The organism is Nocardiopsis baichengensis YIM 90130, from assembly GCF_000341205.1.
Classification (GTDB): Bacteria; Actinomycetota; Actinomycetes; order Streptosporangiales; family Streptosporangiaceae; genus Nocardiopsis_A; species Nocardiopsis_A halophila.
Map to the genome: position 1 here is coordinate 21,892 of NZ_ANAS01000009.1, position 22,682 is coordinate 44,573.

21 protein-coding genes and 1 pseudogene are annotated in these 22,682 nt (G+C 74.3%); 3 read left to right on the forward strand and 19 right to left on the reverse strand.

The window, feature by feature from the left end:
- Positions 1-166: 166 nt before the first annotated feature.
- From pheT to C892_RS0108795, 13 genes are all read right to left on the reverse strand, one after another.
- Positions 167-2,662, reverse strand: a complete 2,496-nt coding sequence (gene pheT, locus C892_RS0108735; RefSeq protein WP_017556876.1) for a phenylalanine--tRNA ligase subunit beta — start codon at positions 2,660-2,662, stop codon at positions 167-169.
- Complete coding sequence (gene pheS, locus C892_RS0108740; protein WP_017556877.1) at positions 2,662-3,780, reverse strand: phenylalanine--tRNA ligase subunit alpha; 1,119 nt, start codon at positions 3,778-3,780, stop codon at positions 2,662-2,664. Before pheS ends, pheT begins: the two co-directional genes overlap by 1 nt.
- 94 nt (positions 3,781-3,874) lie before the next feature.
- The gene (locus C892_RS0108745) at positions 3,875-4,957 is read right to left on the reverse strand and encodes a sensor histidine kinase (RefSeq protein WP_017556878.1); all 1,083 of its coding nucleotides are present in this window, start codon (positions 4,955-4,957) and stop codon (positions 3,875-3,877) included.
- A 138-nt stretch (positions 4,958-5,095) separates the two neighbouring features.
- On the reverse strand, positions 5,096-5,929 hold the full coding sequence (locus tag C892_RS0108750; protein WP_017556879.1) for a TrmH family RNA methyltransferase: 834 nt from the start codon (positions 5,927-5,929) through the stop codon (positions 5,096-5,098).
- A gap of 20 nt (positions 5,930-5,949) precedes the next feature.
- Positions 5,950-6,330, reverse strand: coding sequence for a 50S ribosomal protein L20 (rplT, locus tag C892_RS0108755; RefSeq protein ID WP_017556880.1), 381 nt, complete (start codon positions 6,328-6,330; stop codon positions 5,950-5,952).
- A gap of 70 nt (positions 6,331-6,400) precedes the next feature.
- Positions 6,401-6,592: a 50S ribosomal protein L35 gene (gene rpmI, locus C892_RS0108760; protein ID WP_017540382.1), complete on the reverse strand. Its 192-nt coding sequence runs from the start codon at positions 6,590-6,592 to the stop codon at positions 6,401-6,403.
- Between the two features lie 94 nt (positions 6,593-6,686).
- Positions 6,687-7,406, reverse strand: a complete 720-nt coding sequence (infC, locus tag C892_RS0108765) for a translation initiation factor IF-3 (RefSeq protein ID WP_083934342.1) — start codon at positions 7,404-7,406, stop codon at positions 6,687-6,689.
- 240 nt (positions 7,407-7,646) lie between these two features.
- Complete coding sequence (locus tag C892_RS0108770) at positions 7,647-8,483, reverse strand: shikimate dehydrogenase (protein WP_017540380.1); 837 nt, start codon at positions 8,481-8,483, stop codon at positions 7,647-7,649.
- Positions 8,483-10,132, reverse strand: a complete 1,650-nt coding sequence (gene mltG / locus C892_RS0108775) for an endolytic transglycosylase MltG (RefSeq protein ID WP_017556882.1) — start codon at positions 10,130-10,132, stop codon at positions 8,483-8,485. The genes C892_RS0108770 and mltG overlap by 1 nt, the downstream gene beginning before the upstream one ends.
- On the reverse strand, positions 10,129-10,608 hold the full coding sequence (gene ruvX, locus C892_RS0108780) for a Holliday junction resolvase RuvX (protein ID WP_026124240.1): 480 nt from the start codon (positions 10,606-10,608) through the stop codon (positions 10,129-10,131). The genes mltG and ruvX overlap by 4 nt, the downstream gene beginning before the upstream one ends.
- A gap of 192 nt (positions 10,609-10,800) precedes the next feature.
- Complete coding sequence (gene alaS, locus C892_RS0108785; protein WP_017556883.1) at positions 10,801-13,470, reverse strand: alanine--tRNA ligase; 2,670 nt, start codon at positions 13,468-13,470, stop codon at positions 10,801-10,803.
- The gene (locus C892_RS0108790) at positions 13,470-13,787 is read right to left on the reverse strand and encodes a hypothetical protein (RefSeq protein ID WP_017556884.1); all 318 of its coding nucleotides are present in this window, start codon (positions 13,785-13,787) and stop codon (positions 13,470-13,472) included. The genes alaS and C892_RS0108790 overlap by 1 nt, the downstream gene beginning before the upstream one ends.
- Complete coding sequence (locus tag C892_RS0108795; RefSeq protein ID WP_017540374.1) at positions 13,784-14,176, reverse strand: DUF948 domain-containing protein; 393 nt, start codon at positions 14,174-14,176, stop codon at positions 13,784-13,786. Before C892_RS0108795 ends, C892_RS0108790 begins: the two co-directional genes overlap by 4 nt.
- A gap of 255 nt (positions 14,177-14,431) precedes the next feature.
- Between C892_RS0108795 and C892_RS0108800 the strand changes: the two genes are divergently transcribed.
- Positions 14,432-15,991 carry a serine/threonine-protein kinase gene (locus C892_RS0108800; RefSeq protein ID WP_026124241.1) on the forward strand — a complete coding sequence of 520 codons (1,560 nt, stop codon included), beginning with the start codon at positions 14,432-14,434 and terminating at the stop codon, positions 15,989-15,991.
- A gap of 7 nt (positions 15,992-15,998) precedes the next feature.
- On the opposite strand, the gene C892_RS0108805 is transcribed toward C892_RS0108800, so the two are convergent.
- The 4 genes and pseudogenes from C892_RS0108805 to C892_RS0108820 form a co-directional block, all read right to left on the reverse strand.
- The gene (locus C892_RS0108805) at positions 15,999-17,333 is read right to left on the reverse strand and encodes a replication-associated recombination protein A (RefSeq protein WP_017556885.1); all 1,335 of its coding nucleotides are present in this window, start codon (positions 17,331-17,333) and stop codon (positions 15,999-16,001) included.
- 30 nt (positions 17,334-17,363) lie between these two features.
- Positions 17,364-19,379: a SpoIIE family protein phosphatase gene (locus C892_RS0108810; RefSeq protein ID WP_026124242.1), complete on the reverse strand. Its 2,016-nt coding sequence runs from the start codon at positions 19,377-19,379 to the stop codon at positions 17,364-17,366.
- A gap of 503 nt (positions 19,380-19,882) precedes the next feature.
- Positions 19,883-20,083, reverse strand: a pseudogene (locus C892_RS31240) (aspartate--tRNA ligase); the annotation flags it as partial.
- Entirely contained in the window at positions 20,047-20,430 is a 384-nt protein-coding gene (locus tag C892_RS0108820; RefSeq protein ID WP_017556887.1) for a hypothetical protein, read from the reverse strand. The pseudogene C892_RS31240 and the gene C892_RS0108820, both read right to left, overlap by 37 nt.
- A 91-nt stretch (positions 20,431-20,521) precedes the next feature.
- Between C892_RS0108820 and C892_RS0108825 the strand changes: the two genes are divergently transcribed.
- Together C892_RS0108825 and C892_RS28695 are read left to right on the forward strand one after the other, a co-directional pair.
- Positions 20,522-21,358 carry a helix-turn-helix domain-containing protein gene (locus tag C892_RS0108825; RefSeq protein ID WP_040685341.1) on the forward strand — a complete coding sequence of 279 codons (837 nt, stop codon included), beginning with the start codon at positions 20,522-20,524 and terminating at the stop codon, positions 21,356-21,358.
- The gene (locus C892_RS28695) at positions 21,355-21,564 is read left to right on the forward strand and encodes a DUF397 domain-containing protein (protein WP_017556889.1); all 210 of its coding nucleotides are present in this window, start codon (positions 21,355-21,357) and stop codon (positions 21,562-21,564) included. The genes C892_RS0108825 and C892_RS28695 overlap by 4 nt, the downstream gene beginning before the upstream one ends.
- A 7-nt stretch (positions 21,565-21,571) precedes the next feature.
- On the opposite strand, the gene C892_RS0108835 is transcribed toward C892_RS28695, so the two are convergent.
- Together C892_RS0108835 and C892_RS0108840 are read right to left on the reverse strand one after the other, a co-directional pair.
- Entirely contained in the window at positions 21,572-22,360 is a 789-nt protein-coding gene (locus tag C892_RS0108835; protein WP_017556890.1) for a HesA/MoeB/ThiF family protein, read from the reverse strand.
- 8 nt (positions 22,361-22,368) lie between these two features.
- Positions 22,369-22,647 (reverse strand): hypothetical protein, encoded by a 279-nt coding sequence (locus tag C892_RS0108840; protein WP_017556891.1) that lies wholly within the window; start codon positions 22,645-22,647, stop codon positions 22,369-22,371.
- Positions 22,648-22,682 lie beyond the last annotated feature (35 nt).

The following is a 22,682-nucleotide window of genomic DNA, read 5'->3' on the forward strand; positions in this document are numbered from 1 at the left end:
GCGCCCCCGGTTCAAGAGACGAAACAAGGAATACTCCCCGGATTTACGCCAGGCATTCACGCTACCCTCCGGCCTGTTTCATAAAACCCCTTCCTACCAGGGCATACGGGACCAAAAAAATCCCGCACCGGACCGTAGGCCAGGTGCGGGAGACGGGCGTGTCGCGCTAGCCGCGCAGCACCGCGCCGGTCCGCTCGGCGGCGGCCGCCACCGCCGCGTCGCGCGCGGCCGCGGACTCCTCGGCGGTCAGCGTGCGGTCGCCGGCGCGCAGCCGCAGGGTGTAGGCCAGGGACTTGCGCCCCTCGCCCACCTGCTCCCCGGTGAACACGTCGAACAGCCGCACGTCCTCCAGCAGCTCACCGGCGCCGGAGCGCAGCGCGGCCTCCACCTGTCCGGCCGGGACGTCCTGCCCCACCACCAGGGCCACGTCCTGGATGGCGACCGGGTAGGACGACACGCGCGGCGCCGCCGGCGGCGCGGAGGCCTCCAGCAGCGGGTCCAGGCCGATCTCCATGGCGACCGTGCGCGGCGGCAGCCCGTAGGCCTTCACCACCCGCGGGTGCAGCTCCCCGGCGTACCCCACGAGCACCTCGCCGCCGCCGGTGACCGCGTACAGGGCGGCGCACCGCCCCGGGTGCCAGGGCGCGTACCGGGCCGCGCGCACCACCAGCTCCACGCGGGCGGCGCGGGCGACCTCCCGGGCCGACTCCACGGCGTCGGACCAGGACGCCTCGCGGCCCTGGCCCCACCACCCGGCGGGCTCGCGCCGCCCGGCCAGCACGGTCGCCGCGCGCAGCGGCTGGTCGGGCAGCGCCGCGTCCAGGGCCTCCCGCTCCTCGGCCGTGGGGGCGCGGTCCACCCCCGGCAGCGGCGCGCGCTCGGGCGCGCCCTCCCGGGGCAGGTACACCGGCCCGGTCTCGTACAGGGCGACGTCGGGCATGCCCCGCCCCACGTTGCGCACCAGGGTCTTGAGCAGCCCCGGCAGCAGGGTGGTGCGCAGCAGCGGCTCGTCCTCGTTGAGCGGGTTGGCCAGTCGGACGCAGGTGCGGCGCGGGTCGTCGGCCTCGATCTGGAGCCCCTCCAGGTCGCGCTCGCCGACGAACGGGTAGCTCAGCACCTCGTCGTGCCCGGAGGCGGCCAGGGCCCGCCCCACGGCGCGTCGCGTGCGCTGGGACGGGGTGAGCCCGCGCCCGGCGGGGGCGCGCGGGGTCACCGAGGGGATGTTCGCATACCCCTCCAGGCGGACGACCTCTTCGGCCAGGTCGTTGGGGTCGGTCAGGTCGGGCCGCCAGGACGGCGGGGTGACGGTGAGCGCGTCCCCGTCGGCCCGCACGGCGCAGCCCACCTGCTCCAGCCGGTGCACCACGGCCGCGCGCGGGTAGTCCACCCCGGCGACCCGCCCGGGGTGGGCGGCGTCCAGCGCGATGGGGCCCGGCTCGGTGCCGGGCCCGGCCTCGGTGTAGCCGGGCTCCACGTGCGCGCCGCCGAGTTCGGCCAGCAGGCCGGCGGCGCGGGTGGCGGCCCGGAGCTGCAGGGCCGCGTCGACGCCGCGCTCGAAGCGGCGGGAGGCCTCCGAGGAGAGCTGGTGGCGGCGGGAGGTGCGGGCGATGCGGGCCTCGTCGAAGTGCCCGGCCTCGATGACGACGTGCCGCGTGTCCTCGCCGACCTCGGTATCGGCGCCGCCCATCACCCCGCCGATGCCGACCGGTCCGCGGTCGTCGGCGATGACGATGTCGTCGGGGTCGAGGTTCCGCTTGACGTGGTCGATCGTCTCCAGCGACTCGCCCTTGCGGCCGGCGCGCACCCGCAGGGCGCCCTGGAGGCGCTCCCCGTCCCAGGCGTGCAGGGGCTGGCCGAGCTCCATCATCACGTAGTTGGTGATGTCGACCGCCAGCGAGACGGGGCGCACCCCGCACAGGGCCAGGCGCCGCTTCATCCACACCGGAGTGGGCGCGGCCGGGTCGAACCCGCGGGCGGTGCGCAGGACGAACCTGCGGCACAGCTCGGGGTCGAGCTCGACGGGGTGGCCCCCGCCCGCGGCGGCGGTGACGTCGACGGCCTCGGCCGGGTCGCGGAAGGCGGTGCCGTAGAGCGCCGCGGCGTCGCGGGCCACGCCCCGCACCGACAGCGCGTAGCCGCGGTCCGGGGTGACGGCGATGTCGAGCACGTCCTCGCGCAGCGGCAGGAAGCCGAAGGCGTCCGCGCCGGGCTCGGCGGTGCCCGGCTCCAGCACGATGATGCCGGCGTGGTCCTCCCACAGCTCCAGCTCCGAGGCCGAGCAGATCATGCCCTCGGACATGCGGCCGTAGGTCTTGCGGGCGCCGATGGCGAAGCCGCCGGGCAGCTCGGCGCCGGGCAGCGCCGCCACGACCAGGTCGCCCTCGGCGAAGTTGCGGGCACCGCAGACGATGCCCTGGGGCTCGCCGGTGCCGTTGGCCGCGCCCACGTCCACCCGGCAGAACCGGATGGGCTTCTTGAACCCGGTGAGCTCCTCGATCTCCAGGACCCGCCCGGCGACCAGGGGGCCGGTGATGCCGGCGCCGACGGACTCGACCGTCTCCACCTCCAGGCCGGCCTCGATGAGCCGGGCGGCCAGGGAGCGGGCGGTGGTGCCCTCGGGCAGGTCGGTGTACTCGCGCAGCCAGGAAAGGGGGACGCGCATCAGATCTCCATCCCGAAGGCCGAGGTGAACCGGACGTCGCCCTCGACCATGTCGTGCATGTCCTCGACGCCGTGGGCGAACATCAGGGTGCGCTCGATGCCCAGCCCGAAGGCCCAGCCGCTGTAGCGGCCGGTGTCCACGCCGGCGGCGGTGAGCACCCGCGGGTTGACCACGCCGCACCCGCCGATCTCGATCCAGCCCTCCGAGGAGCAGGTGCGGCAGGGGCGGTCGGGGTCGCCGACCGAGGCGCCCCGGCACACGAAGCACTCCATGTCGACCTCGGCCGAGGGCTCGGTGAAGGGGAAGTAGGAGGCCCGGAAGCGGGTCTTCAGGCCGCCGCCGAACATCGACTCCACGAAGGCGTCGATCGCGCCGCGCAGGTGGGCCATGGTGATGCCCTCGTCCACGACCAGCCCTTCGAGCTGGTGGAAGACGGGGGTGTGCGTGGCGTCCAGCTCGTCGGTGCGGAAGGTGGTGCCGGGGGCGACCACGTACACCGGCAGCTCGCGCGCGAGCAGGGCGCGCACCTGCACCGGGGAGGTGTGGGTGCGCAGCACCTGCCCGGACTCCCCGCCCGAGGGCGCCTGCACGAAGAAGGTGTCCTGCATGGTGCGCGCGGGGTGGTCGGGCAGGAAGTTGAGGGCGTCGAAGTTGTACCACTCGGCCTCGACCTCGGGCCCCTCGGCCACCTCGAAGCCCATGGCCACGAAGATGTCGGTCATGCGCTCGGCGACGGTGGTGATGGGGTGGCGGGCCCCGCGGGGCGCGCGCCCGGTGGGCAGGGTGACGTCGACGGCCTCCTCGGTGAGGGCGCGGCGGTCGCGCTCCTCCTCCAGCTCGGCCTGGCGGTCCTTGAGCGCCTGGCCGACCCGCTTGCGCGCGCCGCCCACCCGCTTTCCGGCCTCGGCCCGGGCGGCCGGGGGGAGCGCGCCGATCTCGCGGTTGGCCAGCGCCAGCGGGGAGCGGTCCCCGGCATGCGCGGCCTTGGCCTCCTTCAGGGCCTCCAGGGAGTCGGCCGCCGCGATCGCGGCCAGGGCCGCGTCGAGCATCTGGGCGACCTCGTCGGGGTGGAGGGGCGTCACCTCGACCGGGTCATAGGAGTTGTTGGGTGCAGACATGGTTCTTTCGCCTCGCAGCCCGCCGCGGCGGCGGGCTCTGGCCGACAAGGAGCAGTCACTGCTGGGGTGGGGCCCGCCGCTGGCGCCGGTCCGCTCAGGCGAACTCGGGGGCGCCGGCGGGCACGGTAAATCGGAACTCCGCGCCGCCGGTGGGGGCGCGGCCGACGGTGATCGCGCCGCCGTGGGCCTCGATCAGGCCCTTGACGATGAACAGCCCCAGGCCGGTGCCGCCGCGGCGCCGGGAGCGCCAGAACTGGCGGAACACGCGCGGCACGGCCTCGGGCGGAATGCCCGTGCCCTCGTCGCGCACCGACACGGCTGCTCCCTCCTCATGCGGCTCGATCACTATGGTGACAGTACCAGCGCCGTGCCGTACCGCGTTCTCCACCAGGTTGGACAGGATCTGCTCGATCTTGTCGGCGTCCAGCCACAGCTCGGGAAGGGCGCCGGCCACGTGCAGCCGGAACCGGTCGGCGGACTCGCCGCCGGCGATCCGCCCGGCGACCACCTTGCGCACCCGCTCGGGCAGGTCGACCACGGCGCGGCGGACCTCCAGCCGGCCGGACTCGATGCGCGAGACGCTGAGCAGCTCGGTGATCAGCCGGGTGACCCGGTCGGCGTCGGCGTTGACCGTCTCCAGCATGAAGATCTTCTGCCGCTCGGTGAGCCGGTCCCACTTGGCCAGCACGGTGGCGGTGAACCCCTTGACGCTGGTCAGCGGGGAGCGCAGCTCGTGGGCGACGGTGGAGACCAGGTCGGCGCGGCCGCGGTCGGCGCGCTCGCGCGGGGAGGCGTCGCGCAGCGTGACCACCAGCCGGGCCAGCGGCCCGGCCGGGCGGGCGCGCACGTAGCGGGCGCTCATCAGCACCTCGCGCCCGTCGCCCAGGTGCAGCCGGCGCTCGGGCTGGCGGGTGCGGGTGCGCAGGCCGCCGTAGGGGTCGGAGCACTTCCACCAGTCGCGGCCGTCGGCGTCGGCGAGCGGGAGCACGTCGCGCAGGTCACGGCCGAGCGCGGCGTCGGGGTCGGTGCGGCAGAGCCGGGCGGCCATCCGGTTGAAGACCACCACGCGCCCGGCGCCGTCGGCGACGAGCAGGCCGTCCGGCAGGTCGTCGGCGGCCACGGCGGCCGGTGCCGCGGTCCCCGCCCTCTGGTCGCCGTCCACGACCGCCTCCCGCACCCTCGCAACGACCTGGCGGCGGCGCCGCCCTCCCCCGGTGTCACCGAGGGTCATCTGCCGTGATGGACCGAGCGTAGCGGCTGGGGCAGGGGCGCGGGCAAGTCGTGGCGCTACCCGGATCACGGGTCGCGCAGGGGTTTACGCGCTCTGCGCATCGCCCCGGCCGGGGCGGCGCTGCTCACGGGCGGTGGTGTACAGGCACACGGCCGCGGCGGTGGCCAGGTTGAGGCTCTCGGCCCCGCCGTAGATCGGCACGCTCACCGCCCCGTCGGTCAGGGCCACGGTCTGCGCGGGCAGCCCCCAGGCCTCGTTGCCGAAGACCCAGGCCACCGGGCCGCTCAGGCCCCCGGCGTCGGCGGTGGTGTGCAGGTCGGCGCCGCCCTCGCCGTCGGCGGCCCAGACCGCGGCGCCATCCTCGCGCAGCAGCGCCACCGCCTCGGCGGCCGGGGCGCCCACCACCACGGGCAGGTGGAACAGGCTCCCGGCCGAGGCCCGCACGCACTTGCCGTTGTAGGGGTCGACCGAGGCGTCGGTGAAGACCACCGCGTCGGCTCCGGCCGCGTCGGCGGTGCGCAGCACGGTGCCGGCGTTGCCGGGGTCGCGCACGTGCGAGAGCACGGCCACCAGGCGGGCGCCGCGCACGCGCTCCAGCGGCACGTCGACGAACGGGCAGACGGCCACCAGCCCCTGGGGGGTGACCGTCTGCGCCAGTTCGGCCATCACCTCCGCGCTGACCCGGTGCACCGGCACCTCGGCGGCGTAGGCGGCGGTGACCAGGTCGTCGTGGCGGCGGGCGGCCTCGGCGGTGGCGAACAGCTCGGCCACCCCGCCGGGGCGGGCCAGGGCCTCGCGCACCGCCTGCGGGCCCTCCGCCAGGAAGCGCCGCTCGCGCTGGCGGAAGGCGCGCTTGGCGAGCCGACGAGCCCCCTTGATCCGGGGGGAGCGGACGCTCGTGTACTCGTGGCTCGCCATCACGGTCCCGTGCTCCGGGGTCAGGCCGCGGCCTTGGAGGCGGGGGCGGGCAGGTGCTTCTTCGCCGTCTCGACCAGCGTGCCGAACACGGCCGGGTCGTTGACCGCGAGCTCGGCGAGCATGCGGCGGTCGACCTCGATGCCGGCGGCCTTCAGGCCCTGCATGAACCGGTTGTAGGTGAGGCCGTTCGCGCGGGCACCGGCGTTGATCCGCTGGATCCACAGGCGGCGGAACTGGCCCTTGCGGTCCTTGCGGTCCCGGTAGGAGTAGGTCATCGAGTGGAGCATCTGCTCCTTGGCCTTGCGGTACAGGCGCGACCGCTGGCCGCGGTAGCCGCTGGCCCGCTCGAGAATGACCCGGCGCTTCTTCTTGGCGTTGAGTGCCCGCTTCACGCGTGCCACTGTGACTCCTCAGGGTATCCGGTGACGCTCACCGCGCCACCGCTTCGTCTACGTCCGAACGCGACCGGGCTCAGCCCAGCAGCTTCCTGATCTTCTTGGCGTCGGCGGGCGCCATCTCCACCACGCCGTCCAGGCGGCGGGTGCGCTTGGAGGCCTTGTGCTCCATGAGGTGGTTCTTGTTGGGGCGGCGGCGCATGATCTTGCCGGTCCCGGTCACGCGAAAGCGCTTGTTGGCACCGCTGTGCGACTTGTTCTTCGGCATCTCGCCGTCGTCTCCTACTCGTTGTACCGGTGTGCGCACGCCGGGTGCCGGGCCGTCCGGGGGACGGCCCGGCACCGACGCATCGGCGGGCGGGTCAGCCCTGGCCGTTGGCCTCCTCCTCGCGGCGCTGCTCGCGGCGGGTCTTGCCGCCACTGGCCGCGCGGGCCTCGGCCTTGTGCTCGGAGCGGCGCTTGTGCGGCCCCAGGACCATGACCATGTTGCGGCCGTCCTGCTTGGGCTGCGACTCCACCGATCCCAGTTCCTGGACGTCCTCGGCCAGCTTGGCCAGCAGGCGGCGCCCCAGCTCGGGGCGGGACTGCTCGCGGCCGCGGAACATGATCGTCACCTTGACCTTGTCCCCGCCCCTGAGGAAGCGCTCGACGTGACCCTTCTTGGTGTCGTAGTCGTGCCCGTCGATCTTGGGGCGGAGCTTGATCTCCTTGATGATCGTGTTCGACTGGTTCTTGCGCGACTCGCGCGCCTTGACCGCGGACTCGTACTTGAACTTGCCGTAGTCCATCAGCTTGGCGACCGGCGGCCGCGCGGTCGGGGCGACCTCGACCAAGTCGAGGTCGGCCTCCTGTGCCAGACGCAGGGCGTCCTGCACGGAGACGATGCCGACCTGCTCGCCGTTGGGTCCGACGAGTCGGACCTCGGGAACCCGGATGCGGTCGTTGATGCGGGGCTCGGCGCTGATGAGACCCCTCCCTAGCCTTGTCGTGGTGCTCCGTAGTGAAGGGGTTCCCACCCGCGGCCCCGTGATGGGGGCGGAAAGCGAAAAACCCCGCCAGCCGTGGCAAGCGGGGTGATCCACCGGGCGGCGGACCGCTCGTCGCGCGGGGTCCGTGGACCCCGCGGGCGCACCGTCCCGCCGACCGGAACCCGTACGAGTGGTGCCCGACGGGTGGGAGGATCGGCCTCCGCTTGCGTCTCCGGGCGCCGCAGGGGCGCCCGGATCAGGTCAGGACCCTACTCTACCAGGGCCGCCGGACCCGCCGGGCCGCTGCCGGGGGGGGGAGTCCCCTCACGCCGACGAACGCCCTGAGCGGCGGGGCTATTCCCCCGCCGCGGGGGCCGCCCGCCGGGCGAGTTCGGCCTCGCCCGCCGCGCGCATCGCCTCCACCGGGGCCGGCCCGGCCCCGGTCATCAGCTCCACCTGGGCCGCCGCCTGGTGCAGCAGCATCGGGAAGCCGCCGACCACGGTGCGCCCGGCCGCGGCGGCCGCGCGGGCCAGCGCGGTGGGCCAGGGGCTGTAGACCACGTCGAAGACGGCCGCCCCGCTCTGCGCGACGCGGTCGGCCCAGGCGTCGGCGGCCCCGGACGGCAGCGTGCTGGCCACCAGGTCCACCTCCAGGTGGCGCTCGAGTTCGGCCAGCGGCGCCGCCTCTGCGGCGATGCCGGTGCGCCCGGCCGCCTCCAGCACCCCCCGGGCGCGGGCGGGGTCGCGGGCCAGGACCGTGACCGAGGCGGCGCCCAGCCGGTGCAGGGCGGCCACCGCGGAGGCGGCGGTCGCCCCGCCCCCGAGCACCGCCGCGGTGCGCGGGGCGCCCGCCCCGGCCTCGGACAGCGCCGCGGCGATCCCGTGCACATCGGTGTTGTGTGCCGTGCGTCCGCCGCCGGACAGCACCAGGGTGTTGGCGGCGCCGACCTGCCGGGAGGCCTCGTCGGACCGGTCGGCCGCCTCCAGGGCCGCCTTCTTGAGCGGCATGGTCAGCGACAGCCCCGCCCATTCGGGCCCGCAGGAGCGCAGGAACGGCTCCAGGCCGTCCTCACCGCACTCGTGCAGCCCGTAGCTCCACTCCCCCGCGATGCCCAGCGCCGCGTAGGCGGCCCGGTGCAGCACCGGCGAGAGCGAGTGGGCCACCGGCGACCCCAGCACCGCGGCGCGCATCAGGCCCCTCCCCGCCGGCTCTGCTGGAACCGCTCCTTGAGCACCAGGAACTCGTCGTGGGTCTCGGCGAACTCGGTCACACCGTTCTCCGGGTCGGTGGCGACGAAGTACAGGTAGTCCTCGTCGGAGGGGGACAGGGCCGCCTTGATGGCGTCCTCCCCGGGGCTGACGAACGGCCCGGCGGGCAGGCCCTTGCGGCCGTAGGTGGCGTAGTCGCTGCCGGCGGCCTTGCACTCGGCGAGCTGGTCGCCGGTCAGGGCGATGCCGTGCTCGCCGATGACGTAGAAGCAGGTGCTGTCCATGCCCAGCTCCATGCCCTCCTCCAGACGGTTGTGGACGACCGCCGAGATGTCGGGCATGTCCTCCACCGAGCCGGTCTCGGCCTGCACGATGGCCGCCACCGCCATGACCTCGTTGGGGTCCATGCCCACCTCCTCGGCGCGGCCCTCCAGGTCGACCCCGGGGTCCTCGGCGACCTGGGTGAACCGGCGCACCATCCGGGAGAGCACCTCCTGGGCGTCCATGTCCGGGGAGAGGGTGTAGGTGGCGGGGAACAGGTAGCCCTCGGGCCCCTGCTCGGCGTAGTCGGGCAGCCCCAGCGAGGCCGGGTCGTCGTAGGCGGCCTGCAGGTCCTCCAGCGGGATGCCCGACTCCTCCGACACCTGGGCGAGGACCTCCGAGGCCCGCTTGCCCTCGGGGACGGTGACCTTGACCTCGGAGCGCGAGGCGGGGTCGAGCATGAGTTCGACGGCCTCCCCCGCGCCCATCCGCGAGCGCATCAGGTAGGTGCCGGGCGTCAGCTCCGCCCCGGCCTCGTCCAGCGCGTTGGTGAAGGCGCGGGAGCTGGCCACCACGCCGGCGTCCTCCAGGATCCCGCCGATCCGGGACCCCGAGGCGCCCTCGGGGACGACGACCTCCACCTGCCCGCTGCCCGCGCCCTCGTAGTCGGCGGGGAAGAGGAAGGTGCGGGCGGCGAAGCCGCCGCCGGCCACGACGACCGCGAGCGCGGCGCCGACCACGACGGCCTTGCCCTTGCCGCCCCTGCCGCCGCCCTTGCTCCGGGCGCGGCGCGGGGCCGCGCGCCGCCCCTTGCCGCGGGCCCGGCGCCCGCGCGGGTCGGCCTCGGGGCGGTCGTCGTCGGGCCCGTCCCCGGCCGCCGGTTCCGCTGTCTCCCCGCTCGGTTCCGGCCCGGGGTCGGACACGGGGCCGGCCTGGGGGTGCGCCCTGCGGCGCCCGCCCTTGCGCGTCACCGGGACCGCGTCGAAGTCCAGCGTGCGCTGCGGCAGCGGCCGGTCGAACGGGGCCTCGCCGTCGTCCGGCGGCTCCGCGCCCAGTCCCAGGGGGTCCCGCTCCTCCTCCGGCTCGCGCCGCCGGCGGCGGCCGCGCGGGCGCTGCGGGCCCGGGTCGACCGGCAGCGGCCCGGAGTCGGCCGCGGGTTCCCGCGGCGGCGGGGCGACCGCGCCGCCGACGAGGTCGGGGTCGGTCTCGGGTTTGCGGCGGCGGCCCCGGCGCGGGCGTTCGCCGCCGCCGGAGGCGGCCGGCGCCGAGGGCCAGGGGTCGGTGAGGGGGTCGGGTTCGCGCGGCCCCTCCGGGCGTGCGCGCCGACCGCCGTAGGGCCGCTGGTCGCCGTCCGGTCCGTAGCCGTTCATCCGCTCACCTCGACGATCTCCCCGGGGGGGCGGCCGGTGGTGCGCTCGCTGTCCAGTGCGGACTGCAGCAGCACCACCGCGGCCGCCTGGTCGATCACCGCGCGGCGGGCCCGGCCGGCGCGGGCGCCGCGCTTGGCGTGCCCGGGGCCCGCGACCAGCTGCTGCTGTGCGGTGACGGTGGTCAGCCGCTCGTCGACCATCCGGACCGGGACCGGGGCCAGCATGCGGGCCAGCGACACGGCGAAGGCGCGGGCCGAGCGCGCCGCGGCGCCCTCGGTTCCGGAGAGCGATGCGGGCAGGCCGACCACCACTTCGCGCGCCTCGCGCTCGACCACCAGGGCGGCGATCCGCGCGAGGTCGCCGGTGCCGCGGCGGACGGTCTCCACGGGGGAGGCCAGGACACCTCCGGGGTCACTTGCGGCGACGCCGATGCGGGCGTCGCCGGGGTCCACGGCCAGACGTACGCCGTTCCTCAACGACCGGGCTCCCCCGTGCGGGTCCAGGGGGCGGCGGCAGGGGTCACGTCTCGTTCCTTTCTGGCGGGCACCGCGCCGCCGGTCGGGCGGGCGCGGCAGCGGACCGCCGCGGCGCCCGGGGCGCCGCGGCGGGGCTCGGGCAGGCTCCGGTGGACGAGAAGCCTTACACGGAGACTCTGCCTTGGAAAAGGGTCAGGCGGACTCTCCGACGCGCGCTTCGATGGCACCGAGCGCGCGATCGACCGCGGCCGGGTCGGTGCCGCCGCCCTGGGCGACGTCGGGCTTGCCGCCACCGCCGCCGCCGAGCTCGCGGGCGGCGGTGCCCACCAGGTCCCCGGCCTTGAGGCCGCGCCTCTGGGCCGCCTTGTTGGCGGCCACCACGACCACCGGGCGGTCCTTGGGCACCCCGGCGACGGCGACCACGGCCGGCCGCTCCTCGCCCAGGCGCCCGCGCACGTCCAGGGCCAGCTTGCGCAGGTCGTCGCCGGAGGCGCCGTCCTCGGCGCGGTGGGTGGCCAGCAGCACGCCGGCGCGCTCGCGGGCGCCCTCGGCCAGCCCTGCGGCGGCCTGCAGCACCTGGGCGGCGCGCAGCCGCTCGATCTCCTTCTCGGCGGTGCGCACCCGGGAGACCAGGGAGTCGATGCGCTCGGGCAGCTCCTCGCGCGGGGCCTTGAGCTGCTCGGAGAGCTGGCCCACCAGCATGGACTCCTTGGACAGGCGGCGGAAGGCGTCGATGCCCACGGCGGCCTCGATCCGGCGCACGCCCGAGCCCACCGAGGACTCGCCCAGCACCTTGACCACGCCGAGGCGGCCGGTGGCGGGCACGTGGGTGCCGCCGCACAGCTCGCGCGAGTAGTCGCTCATCTCGACCACCCGGACCCGGTCCCCGTACTTCTCGCCGAACATGGCCAGGGCGCCCATCTTGAGCGCCTCGTCCAGGCTGGTCTGGAAGTCGCGGACCTGGATGTCGTCGGCCAGGACGGTGTTGACCTCCTCCTCGACCTCGGCCAGCTCCTCGGTGCGCAGCGGCCGGTCGGCGGTGAAGTCGAACCGCAGCCGGCCGGGCTGGTTCTCCGAGCCCGCCTGGCCGGTCGAGGCGCCCAGCGCGTTGCGCAGCGCCGAGTGGATGAGGTGGGTGGCCGAGTGCGAGCGGGAGACCGAGGCGCGCCGGCCGGTGTCGATGGCGGCGTGCACGGGGTCGTCCACCACCAGCTCGCCCGAGCGCACGGTGCCGCGGTGCACGAACAGGCCGGGCAGCGGCTTCTGCACGTCCTCCACGTCGGCCGCGCCGCGGCCGTCGACGGTGATGGTGCCCTTGTCGGCGAGCTGGCCGCCGGACTCGGCGTAGAAGGGCGTGCGGTCCAGCACGATCTCCACCTTCTCGCCGGCGCGGGCGACGTCGGCCGCCTGTCCGCCGACGATCAGGCCGAGGATGCGGGCCTCGCCCTCCTGGTCGGTGTAGCCGAGGAAGTCGGTGGCGCCGGAGGTGTCCAGGAGCCGCGCGTAGACGCTGACGTCGGCGTTGCCGAGCTTCTTGGCCTTGGCGTCGCGCTTGGCGGTCTCGCGCTGGCGCTCCATGAGCGAGGAGAAGGACTCCTCGTCCACCCGCAGGCCCTGCTCGGCGGCCATCTCCAGGGTGAGGTCGATGGGGAAGCCGTAGGTGTCGTGCAGCTGGAAGGCGTCGGCGCCGGAGAAGGTGGCGCCGCCCGCGGCGCGGGTGCGCTCGGCCGCCCGGTTGAACAGGGCGGTGCCCGAGCGCAGGGTGTCGGCGAAGTTCTTCTCCTCGGCGTCGATGACGCTGTGGACCATCTGCGCCTTGTCGAGCAGGTCGGGGTAGATGTCCTTCATCGCGTCGATGCTGACCGCGGTCAGCTCGTGCATGTGGAAGGCGTCGTCGCCCGAGAGCAGCCGCAGGTTGCGGATCGAGCGGCGCAGGATGCGGCGGAGCACGTAGCCGGCCTTCTCGTTGCCGGGCCGGACCCCGTCGCCGACCAGCATGACGGCGCTGCGCACGTGGTCGGCGACGACCCGCAGCATCACGTCCTGCTCGGCGTCGTCGCCGTAGCGGGTGCCGGTGAGCTCGGCGGCCTTGGCCAGCACGCGGCCGATGATGTCGGTCTCGTAGATGTTGTCGACGCCCTGCAGCACCGCGGCCAGGCGCTCCAGGCCCAGGCCGGTGTCGATGTTCTTCTTGGGCAGGTCCCCCAGGATGGGGTAGTCCTTGCCGGCCCCCTCGCCCCGCTCGTACTGCATGAAGACGAGGTTCCAGATCTCGATGTAGCGGTCCTCGTCGGCCGCGGGCCCGCCGTCGGCGCCGTACTCCGGGCCGCGGTCGTAGAAGATCTCCGAGCAGGGGCCGCAGGGGCCGGGCACGCCCATGTCCCAGTAGTTCTCGTCCATCCCCATGCGCTGGATGCGCTCGGGGCGCACGCCGACCACGTCCCGCCAGATCCCGGCGGCCTCGTCGTCGTCGAGGTAGACGGTGACCCAGAGCCGCTCGGGGTCGATGCCGAAGCCGCCCTCCTCCACGGGCGCGGTCACCAGCTCCCAGGCCAGCGGGATCGCCCGCTCCTTGAAGTAGTCGCCGAAGGAGAAGTTGCCGAGCATCTGGAAGAAGGTGGCGTGCCGGGAGGTCTTGCCGACCTCCTCGATGTCCTTGGTCCGGATGCACTTCTGCACGCTGGTGGCCGTGGCGTGCGGGGGCGTGCGCTGGCCCAGGAAGTAGGGCTTGAACGGCACCATGCCGGCCGGGACCAGCAGCAGGGTGGGGTCCTCGGCGACCAGGCTCGCGGAGGGGACGACGGTGTGTCCGTTCTTCTCGAAGAATGCGAGGAAGCGGCGGGCGATTTCTGCCGTCTCCATCAGCGGCCGTCCTTCGTCTCGGGGGCGCCGTTCGCGCCGTGCGTGTGGATCTGTGCCCGGGCGGTGCGGGGGAGCGCGCCGCCGGGGGCCGCCCGCTCGGCGGAGTACAGGCGCAGGAGCTCGGCCTCCCGCTGCTCTGTGGCGGCGTGGACGTCCTCGTTGAACTCGCGGAGGGCGCCCCGGTAGTCGGCGACGCGGTCCTCGACGCGGTCGGCGATGCCTCCCGGACTCCACGCACGTGCCGTGCGGTTGAGCCTGTGCACAACATACCCGCCGAGGACGGCGCCCGCGACGAGACAGGTCAGGCGGCCGGTCACCGGCGCTCCCTCCTGCGGCGGGTGCGCACCAGCGCAAGGGCCCGGCGCTGGCCCATCACGCGGCGCACACCGTAGGACAGCGATGCGATCTTCACAAGCGGCCCGCTCACCACCGACCGGGTGAGAGCGGTCATGGTGGACAGGTCCTCGGTGGTCGCGGCGACGTTGGAGGTGATCTCCTCCACGCGCTCCAGCGAGGCGTCGGTGCGCTCCACGGTGGCCGCGACGTCGTCCAGCAGCGGACGGGTCCGCTCGCCGAAGTCGGCCACCACCTTGGTGGCCTCGGTGAGCAGGCGGGTCAGCTTCACGAGGGTCACGCACAGGAACGCGACCAGGACGGTCCAGACCACCGCGGCGATGAGGGCGGCGAGCTCTCCTCCGGTCAGCATGCGGGCTCCGTTGGCGTTCGGGATGTCGGGGGCTCTCCGGGGGGGGACGGGGCCGCGCGGCCGGGGGCGGGCGCCGCCTGCGGCCGGGCCGGGAGCCGGATACGGACGACCCTATCGCGTTCGGGAACGGCCCGCCCTCCCCCTCCGGGGGCGTGGCGCGGCCCCTGCGCGTCGACGGATCGACCGCTATGCATGAGAATCAGAGGCGGCACCCCATTCGCCCCCCTCACGAGACAGGCTGGACAGGACCCCCGCATGAGCCGACGCTCCCCGAACGAGATGTCCGTTCTGGTCCCTCCGAACCTCGGCCCCGCCTCCCCTTCCGACCCCCGCCGCCTGGGCCCCTACCTGGTGATCGGGCGGATCGGCTCGGGCGGCACCGGGACCGTGTTCGCCGCGGTCGACCCCATGGGCGGCGACGACCCGCTGGCCGCGGTCAAGGTGCTGCACTCCCCCGGGCTGGACGACCCGCGCGCCCGCGCGCAGCTGCGCTCCCGGCTGGAGGCGCTGGCGGCGGTGGACGGGCGGGTGTACGTGCCGCCGGTGCGCTTCGACACCGAGGCCGCTCCTCCGTGGCTGGCGATGCCCTACGTCTCGGGCATCCCGATGGCCGCCTACATCCGCCGCCGCGGGCCGATGGGGCCCGGGCGGCTGCTGGCGCTGGCCGCCGGCCTGGCCGAGGGGCTGATGGCGCTGCACCGGAACGGGGTGCCGCACGGCGACATCAAGCCCGGCAACGTGCTCATCGGCAGCCGGGGCCCGCGGATCCTGGACTGCGCGCTGCCCGGCGACGACGAGGTGCTGCGGCGCACCGCCGGGGCCTGGATCGCCCCGGAGCGGCACCAGGGGGCGCCGCCCTCGCCGGCCGCCGACGTCTACTCCTGGGGCATGGTGCTGGCCTTCGCCGCGACCGGCCGGCTGCCCTTCGGGCACGGCGAGCCCGAGGTGCTGGCCCGCCGGGTGCTGACCGAGGAGCCCGAGCTGGAGGGGGTGCCGCGGGAGCTGCTGCCGCTGGTGGAGCGGGCGCTGGCCAAGGACCCCGCCGAGCGGCCCTCGATCCGGGAGCTGATCGGGTCGGCCATCGCCGCATGGGAGCAGGGCGCCGCCGAGGAGCAAGCGGCGGCCTCCGCCGCCGCGGGGGTGCGCGGCACCGCGGTCACCAAGGTGCTCTCCCGCGAGTGGCAGGGCGTGGTGGAGCCGGCCCGGCTGCCGCGGGTGATCCGGCTGGACGACGGGGCGGTGCGGCGGCCGGGCCGGGTTCCGCTGCTGATCGGCGGCGCCGCCGTGGCCCTGGCCCTGGTGGGCGGGGGCGCGTGGGTGGCCGCCGAGGTGGTCGGCGGCGGGGCCGAGCCGCCGCCCGAGCCCTCCCCCGAGCCGTCGGAGCCGGTGGAGACCGAGGAGGGGCCGCGCACCGCCACGGTGCGCTTCGATCCCACGCTGCAGGAGGACCCGCAGGACGGGCCCTGGGTGTTCACCCCGGTGGAGGAGGCCGACGCCGACGCCCCGCCGCCCGAGGGCGGGATGCTGGCGCCCGACGACTGGAGCTCCTACTGGAGGCGGGCGGAGGGGGCGGAGCCGCAGACCGCGGTGATCCCCGACGACGCCGAGGTGTACTGCGCGCACTACTGCCAGCCCGGGGACGGGTGGATCGAGGACGGGCGCGGCACCTACGAGACCGACGGGGCGCACTTCACCGACTACCTGAGCTGGGGCCGGGTGGTGATCGCCGAGGTCGAGTTCGACGAGGGCACCGGCGAGGGGGAGCCGGAGATCGTGCGCATCACCGAGCTCTACCCCCAGCCGCTGGAGGGCTGAGCCCGGCTCACCCCTCGGGCCGCCCGTCGGGGCGGCGGACCCCCTTGATCCGCTCCAGCACCTCGGCGTAGCGCCGCTCGGCGCCGTGGGAGGTCGGGCGGTAGTACTCGGCGTCCTTCAGCGCGTCCGGCGCGTACTGCTGGGCCACCACGCCGCCCGGGTAGTCGTGGGCGTACTTGTAGCCCTCGCCGTGGCCGAGCTGCTCGGCGCCCTTGTAGTGGCCGTCGCGCAGGTGCGCCGGGACCGGACCGGCCCGGCCCGCCCGCACGTCGGCCGCGGCCGCGTCGACCGCCCGGATGACCGCGTTGGACTTGGGCGCCAGGCTGATGTGCACCACCGCCTGGGCCAGGTTGATGCGCGCCTCGGGGAGCCCGATCAGCTCCACCGCCTGGGCGGCGGCCACCGCCGTCTGCAGGGCGGCCGGGTCGGCCATGCCCACGTCCTCGCTGGCGTGCACCACCAGGCGGCGGGCGATGAACCGGGGGTCCTCGCCCGCCTCGATCATCCGGGCCAGGTAGTGCAGCGCGGCATCGGGGTCGCTGCCGCGCATGCTCTTGATGAAGGCGCTGACCACGTCGTAGTGCTGGTCCCCGGAGCGGTCGTAGCGCACCGCGTGCCGGTCCGCGGCCCGCTCCAGGTCGGCCAGGGTGATCTCGGCGCGCTCGCCCGCGACCAGGGAGGCGGCCTCCAGGTAGGTCAGGCAGCGCCGGGCGTCCCCGCCGGCCAGGCGCACCAGGTGGTCCTCGGCCTCGGCGGAGAGGGTGTGGCGGCCGTCCAGGCCGCGCTCGTCGGCCAGGGCCCGTTCGAGCACCCCGCGCACGTCGTCGTCGGTCAGCGACTCCAGGGTGAGCAGCAGCGAGCGGGACAGCAGCGGCGAGACCACCGAGAAGAACGGGTTCTCGGTGGTGGCGCCGATGAAGCTGACCCACCGGTTCTCCACCGCCGGCAGCAGGGCGTCCTGCTGGGTCTTGCTGAACCGGTGCACCTCGTCGACGAAGAGCAGGGTGCGGGTGCCGCGCATGCCCATCAGCCGGCGCGCCTCGTCGATGACGGCGCGCACCTCCTTGACCCCGGCGCTGACCGCGGACAGCTCCACGAAGCGGCGGTCGGTGGCGCGGCTGACCACGGTGGCCAGGGTGGTCTTGCCGGTGCCGGGCGGGCCCCACAGGAACAGCGACATGGGGGCGTCGTCCTCGACCAGGCGGCGCAGCGGGCTCCCGTCGCCGAGCAGGTGGCCCTGGCCGGCCACCTCGTCCAGGGTGCGCGGGCGCATCCGCACGGCCAGCGGCTCCTGGGTGCGCTGGGCCTCGGCTCCGGCGTCGTCGAACAGCGTTTCGGACACGCCTCCACGGTATCGGGTGGACTCAGGTGCTCATCCGGGGTTCATCCGCGCGATGAGGATGGCGATGTCGTCGCCGCGCCCGGCCGGGGCCAGCGCGGCCAGGGTGGTGGCGGCCGCGTGCACGTCGGCGCCCATGCTGCACAGCGCCTCGCCGGTGGCGGCCAGCCCGTCGTCCATGGCCACCTCGGCGCTCTCCACGAGGCCGTCCGAGCACATCAGCAGGGTCTCCTCCGGGCGCAGCACCCGCTCGGTGACGGCGTACTTGCTCTCGGCGTCCACGCCGACCGGCGGGCCGGTCTCCACCTCCCAGGCCTCGTAGGCGTCCTCGGTGGCGATGATGGCCGGGGGCTGCCCGGCCCAGGCGGCGCGCATCCGGCCGGTGTCCAGGTCCAGCACGAGGTAGCCGCAGGTGGCGAAGACGATCTCGCCGGTCTCGGTGAGCAGCCGGTTGGTCTCGGCGAGCACCGCGCCGGGGTCGGCCTCGGTGGTGGCGTAGGCCCGGAAGGCCACCCGGATCTGCCCCATGGCGGCGGCCGCCTCCACCCCGTGGCCCTGGACGTCGCCCACGACCAGGCCCACGCGGCGGCCGGTCAGCCGGATCACGTCGTAGAAGTCGCCGCAGACCCGCCAGCCGGCCCGGGCGGGCAGGTAGCGCACGGCGATGTCCAGGTCGCCGAAGTGCGGGATCTGCGGGGGCAGCATGCGCCGCTGCACCTCGTCGGCCAGCTCCAGCTCCTCCAGCTGCCGGTAGACCCGCTGCAGGGCCTGGCCGGCCAGCCCGGCCAGGGTGAGCATGAGGGCGCGCTCGTCGGGGGTGGCGTGGTGCGGCCGGTCCCAGGCCACCTGCCACACGCCCAGGGCGACCCGGCGGTCGCCGAAGACCGGGACGGTGGCCCAGGACTGGGCGGCCGAGCGGGCCATCAGCGGCTCCACGGCCGGGAAGCGCTCCAGCATCTCGGCGCGGCTCTCGAAGAAGCGGGGCTGGCGGTCCTGGACCACCGCGCCCATCGGGTAGGCGGCGTCGGCGGCGTCGCGCCCGTCGATGAGCGGGGCGGTGCCGGTGTGCTCCCGCCCGGCGGGGTAGGGGCGCAGCACGCCGTCCTCGACCAGCATCACCCCGGCGGCGCTGCCGCCGAAGATCGGCACGAACTCCTCCGCGAGCAGGCCGGTGACCTCGTCCACGGTGGTGGCCGAGACGAGCTTGGCGGCCAGCTCGGTGACCTGGCGGCCCTGGGCGGCCTCGATCCGGCGGCGGTCGGCCAGCCGGCGGATCAGCTGCACGTGCTCGGTGACGTCGTCGACGACGCCGACCAGGCAGGGGCCGGCCGGGCCCTCGACGTAGCGGGCCTTGGCGTGCAGCACCCGCTCGTCGCCGACCAGGTCGGTCATCCGGAACCGCTGCTCGTAGTCGCGGCCCAGGTGCGAGGCCTCCACGGCGTCGCGGACCCGGGCGATGTCGTCGGGGTGCACCCGGGCCAGCAGGGTGTCCAGGTCGCGGGCCTCCCCGGCGAGCACCCGCCCCAGCGGGGAGGGGCCGAACAGCTCGCGCATCCGCCCGGTGCGCAGGTCCAGGCTCCACAGGGCGGTGTCGGAGCCGGCGGTGCGCAGCTCGGTCAGGGCGCGCACGGCCTCCTCATCGCGCGCCGTCTCCTGGAGCATGACCACCGCCGCGGCGGCCCCGCGGGCGCCGTCGGCGCCGGGCAGGGCGCGCACCCGCACCGTCATCCGGCGGTACTCGCCGTCGGGGCGCCGCAGCCCCAACGCGCGGGGCCGAGGCTCGTGCCGCTCGAAGGCGTCGCGGTGCAGGTCCCAGGCGCGCCCGGCGTCGGCGCCGCTGAGCAGCTCGGGCCAGGGGCGGCCGGCCAGCTCCTCGGCGGTGGCGCCGACCGCCTCGGTGAAGGCCCGGTTGGCCTGGGCGATCGCGCCGGTGCGCTCGACCGCGGCCAGGGCCGCGGGCGCGTCGGCGAAGGCCGCCTGGGCCCCGCCCTCACCGCGGGCCGGCTGCCCTTGGGCCGTCCCCTCCGCTGCGCCGGTTGTGCGGTTCACGTGCTGTTTCAATCCCTGGTGTCGGTGCGGACGCCTCCGGGCCGCGGCGCTCGGAGGTGCATCGTGACGTCCGATTCGGATCAGTTTAGCCATCCGGACCGCGTTCGCGCCGCCGCTGCTCCGGGCGGTGGTCGGGCGTTCGGCGTCGGCGCCGGAATTCGCGGCCGCGGGAGGCGGGATGGGCCGTTCTCCGGCCGGGCGGGGCGGACGCCGCCCCGCGGTTCCGCGGCACGCCCCACGTTATGCCAATCGGCGGTGTTTTCGCGCCTTTCCCACGCCGGGCGGGGCGCATCGCCGCACGTGCGGGCCCCGACCGGCCCGACGGAACCGGAATCGGGAGGAGAAAACGCCCGACCGAACGTCCGTTTCCGGACAATTCAGGAGTTCAATGGAAGGTCACGGAAAGGTCGCGTTTCCACGTGCGTTCCGGCCCCCTGCATACAGGAAGGGGCCCACGGGTGCGGTGCGCACCCGCGGGCCCCGAAAGGTCCGCCGGAATACGGTCAGGCCTGCTCCCCGTCCTCGGCGCCGGGGACGGCGTCGATGCCGGCCTCCGCGCGCTGGGCGGGGGTGATCGGCGTGGGCGCCCCGGTCAGGGGGTCGCCGCCCGAGGCCGTCTTCGGGAAGGCGATCACCTCGCGGATGGTGTCCTGGCCCGTCAGCAGGGTCAGGATGCGGTCCCGCGGTCCGTGCGGCGGCGCGCCTCACGCACCGCTTCGATCCCCGAGTCAAGGTCACGCACAGCGCACAGGCTCCCACGGCGGCCGTCCCAGTAGAGGCGCTCTTCCCGCAGGCAGGGATCGCATTCCCGCTCCTCAGGATCGAACATCCCGAACTCTCCGATGTACAGCCCGAGGTCGTACCCCTGGGCCAGCACGCCGAGCATCCACGGGTGGAGCCCCCAGCGGCCCGGGAGCCGGCCCGCGTACGGGAACGCGTGCACCATGATGACCGGACAGGAGGGAACTTCAAGCGGGCGTCCCGACGGGGAAACGGCACGGATGATGTAAGCGGCGGTCACGATGCACCACTCCCTGTCAACGATCGACACTGCTACGCTACTGCGTCATATGACAGACAACAAGCACATGAACAGAATCCGCATATCCTGAACCAGGAAGTGATTGCGAGGTGCGCATTACGTGGCATATGTCGGACTTCGGCGTCGACGGCTCGGTCGGCGCTTGGCGGAGTTGCGCAAACGCGCAGGAATGAGGCAGGCCGACGTCGTCGGCGAGTTCGGCTGGAGCCAATCCAGCCTGGCCCGCTATGAACGCGGAGAGCGGGCGCCCCAGAGGAGCGTGATGCAGCTCCTCTTCGATCTCTACGGCGTGGGGCCGGATGAGCGCGAGGAGACCATGAACCTCTACCGGCTCGCCGAGCGGCCGAGCTGGTGGTACCCCTACCGTGACCTCATCAGGCCGGAGTACGCCGCGATCATCGATCTCGAGGCGGACGCCTCGGAGATCCGGACCTACGAGGCCATCGTCCCCGGGCTCCTCCAGACCCCCGCTTACGCACGCCAGGTGCTGCGGTACGGCGCACAGGAGATCGGCGAGGACGAGGTGGAGCGTCGGCTGGAAGTACGCCTCGGCAGGCAGGAGGCCTTTTCGGCCACCGACCGCCCCCGCCTGATCGCGGTCATGGACGAAGGCGCCCTTCGGAGGGAGGTCGGCGGCCGGGAGGTCATGCGCGAGCAGGTCGGCCATCTGCTGGACATGGCGGGCGAGGCGCGAACGACGATCCAGGTCGTCCCCTACTCCGCAGGCGCCAACCCGGGCGCCGCCGGCGGCTTCATGCTCCTCGACTGTGAGGACATGCGCGTGGCCTACGTGGACACGATCGCCGGGGAACTCTACCTCGAAGGGGCGTCGGAGGTGAGGACCTGCTCGCAAGCCTTCGAGCAGATCCTAGGATTCGCCTTTAGCGCGAAGGACTCGATGTCCCTTCTCCACGAGTACCTGGAGGCATACACGTGAAGATCAAGTCCAGCTACAGCACCCAGCAGGGGGCCTGCGTGGAGGTCGAACAGGTCGGCGACGCCTTCCACGTGACCGACTCCAAGCACCCTGAGCGCCCCGCCCACGTCTATACGCGATCGGAGTGGCGCGCCTTCCTCCGGGGCGTCCGGGCCGGCGAATTCGATTTCGACGTGTTCTCCGACGCCCAGCACTCCACGGCCTGACGTCCCTCTATCCCGCCGCCGACGCCTCTGCGTCGGCGGCGCAGCCCATACAGTCCGGGCGCCTCGGCGCCGGGACGAAGCGGAAACCTCCTTGGAACCCGGTGAAACTCAGCACCCCGTCGGTGATCGGCTCACCGGTCCGGAGAACGAGCTTGATCACCTCGGCTGCGCCGAGGGAGCCGGCGATCCCCGTCGCAACGCCGATGACGGGGACACTCCCTCCGTGCCCCTGCGGCAGGTCGGGAAAGACGCACGAGAAGCAGGAACTCCGCCCGGGAAGCACCGTCAGCACATAGCCGTAGTTGTACTGGGCGCTCGCGTGCACCATGGGCACGCCCTCGGCCAGGCAGTGCGTATTGACCAGCAGCCTCCCGGCGAGAGAGTCCCCTCCTTCGACGATCACATGGGAGTCGGCCAGCAGTCTTCCGATGGTTCGCCGGTCCACCTTCTCGGGAACGGCCTCGATCTCGATCTCATCGTTGAGCGCTTCGAGGCGCCTCTTGGCACACTTCGCCTTGTTCCGCCCTATGTCGTCGGTGGTGAAGAGGATCTGGCGGTTGAGGTTGGACAGCTCGACATCGTCGAAATCGATGATCCTGAGGTGGCCGATCCCCGCGGCGGCCAGGTAGTAGAGGAGGGGCGCCTTCACTCCCCCGGCCCCGATGACGGCCACCCGGGCCTCCGCGATCCGGCGCTGCCCCTCCGCACCGACCTGGGGCATCAGCTCCTGTCGGTTGTAACGGGTGTCGATGAACGCCGACCCGGAGTCCGCCCCCGACGCGGCCGCCATAGCCATCGCTCCCCTCAGCCGTCGCAGGGCAGGGCTGCCAGCACGGTCACTTCACGCGCGTCTCCCACGGACGCGCCGACGGCCCTGGCCTCCCCGCCGACGAGCACCTTGGTGGACTGGCGAACACGACCGTCATCGCGGGTCAGCGCCCGTTCCAGCCTCGCGTCGAGGCCGGCGACATGGCGCACGACCTCCGCGGCCGTGGTCGATGCGGTGGCGGCGAAGGGCACGCTTCCACGTGCCAGGACCGCCTCCGGATACCCCTCCAAGCGCACGGTCATGGACTCCGGCATGGGCCTCTCCTCATTCCTCGACTAGGTCGAACGTA

Coding starts and splice junctions, on each gene's coding strand:
- pheT (WP_017556876.1), bottom strand. CDS start 2,662: ATGCGCGTCCCCCTTTCCTGGCTGCGCGAGTACACCGACCTGCCCGAG.
- alaS (WP_017556883.1), bottom strand. CDS start 13,470: ATGGAGACGGCAGAAATCGCCCGCCGCTTCCTCGCATTCTTCGAGAAG.
- C892_RS0108800 (WP_026124241.1), top strand. CDS start 14,432: ATGAGCCGACGCTCCCCGAACGAGATGTCCGTTCTGGTCCCTCCGAAC.
- C892_RS0108770 (WP_017540380.1), bottom strand. CDS start 8,483: ATGCGCGCCGCGGTGCTGGGGTCGCCGGTGGCCCACTCGCTCTCGCCG.
- C892_RS0108750 (WP_017556879.1), bottom strand. CDS start 5,929: ATGGCGAGCCACGAGTACACGAGCGTCCGCTCCCCCCGGATCAAGGGG.
- C892_RS0108795 (WP_017540374.1), bottom strand. CDS start 14,176: ATGCTGACCGGAGGAGAGCTCGCCGCCCTCATCGCCGCGGTGGTCTGG.
- mltG (WP_017556882.1), bottom strand. CDS start 10,132: ATGAACGGCTACGGACCGGACGGCGACCAGCGGCCCTACGGCGGTCGG.
- pheS (WP_017556877.1), bottom strand. CDS start 3,780: ATGTCTGCACCCAACAACTCCTATGACCCGGTCGAGGTGACGCCCCTC.
- rpmI (WP_017540382.1), bottom strand. CDS start 6,592: ATGCCGAAGAACAAGTCGCACAGCGGTGCCAACAAGCGCTTTCGCGTG.
- C892_RS0108835 (WP_017556890.1), bottom strand. CDS start 22,360: ATGGCTATGGCGGCCGCGTCGGGGGCGGACTCCGGGTCGGCGTTCATC.
- C892_RS0108840 (WP_017556891.1), bottom strand. CDS start 22,647: ATGCCGGAGTCCATGACCGTGCGCTTGGAGGGGTATCCGGAGGCGGTC.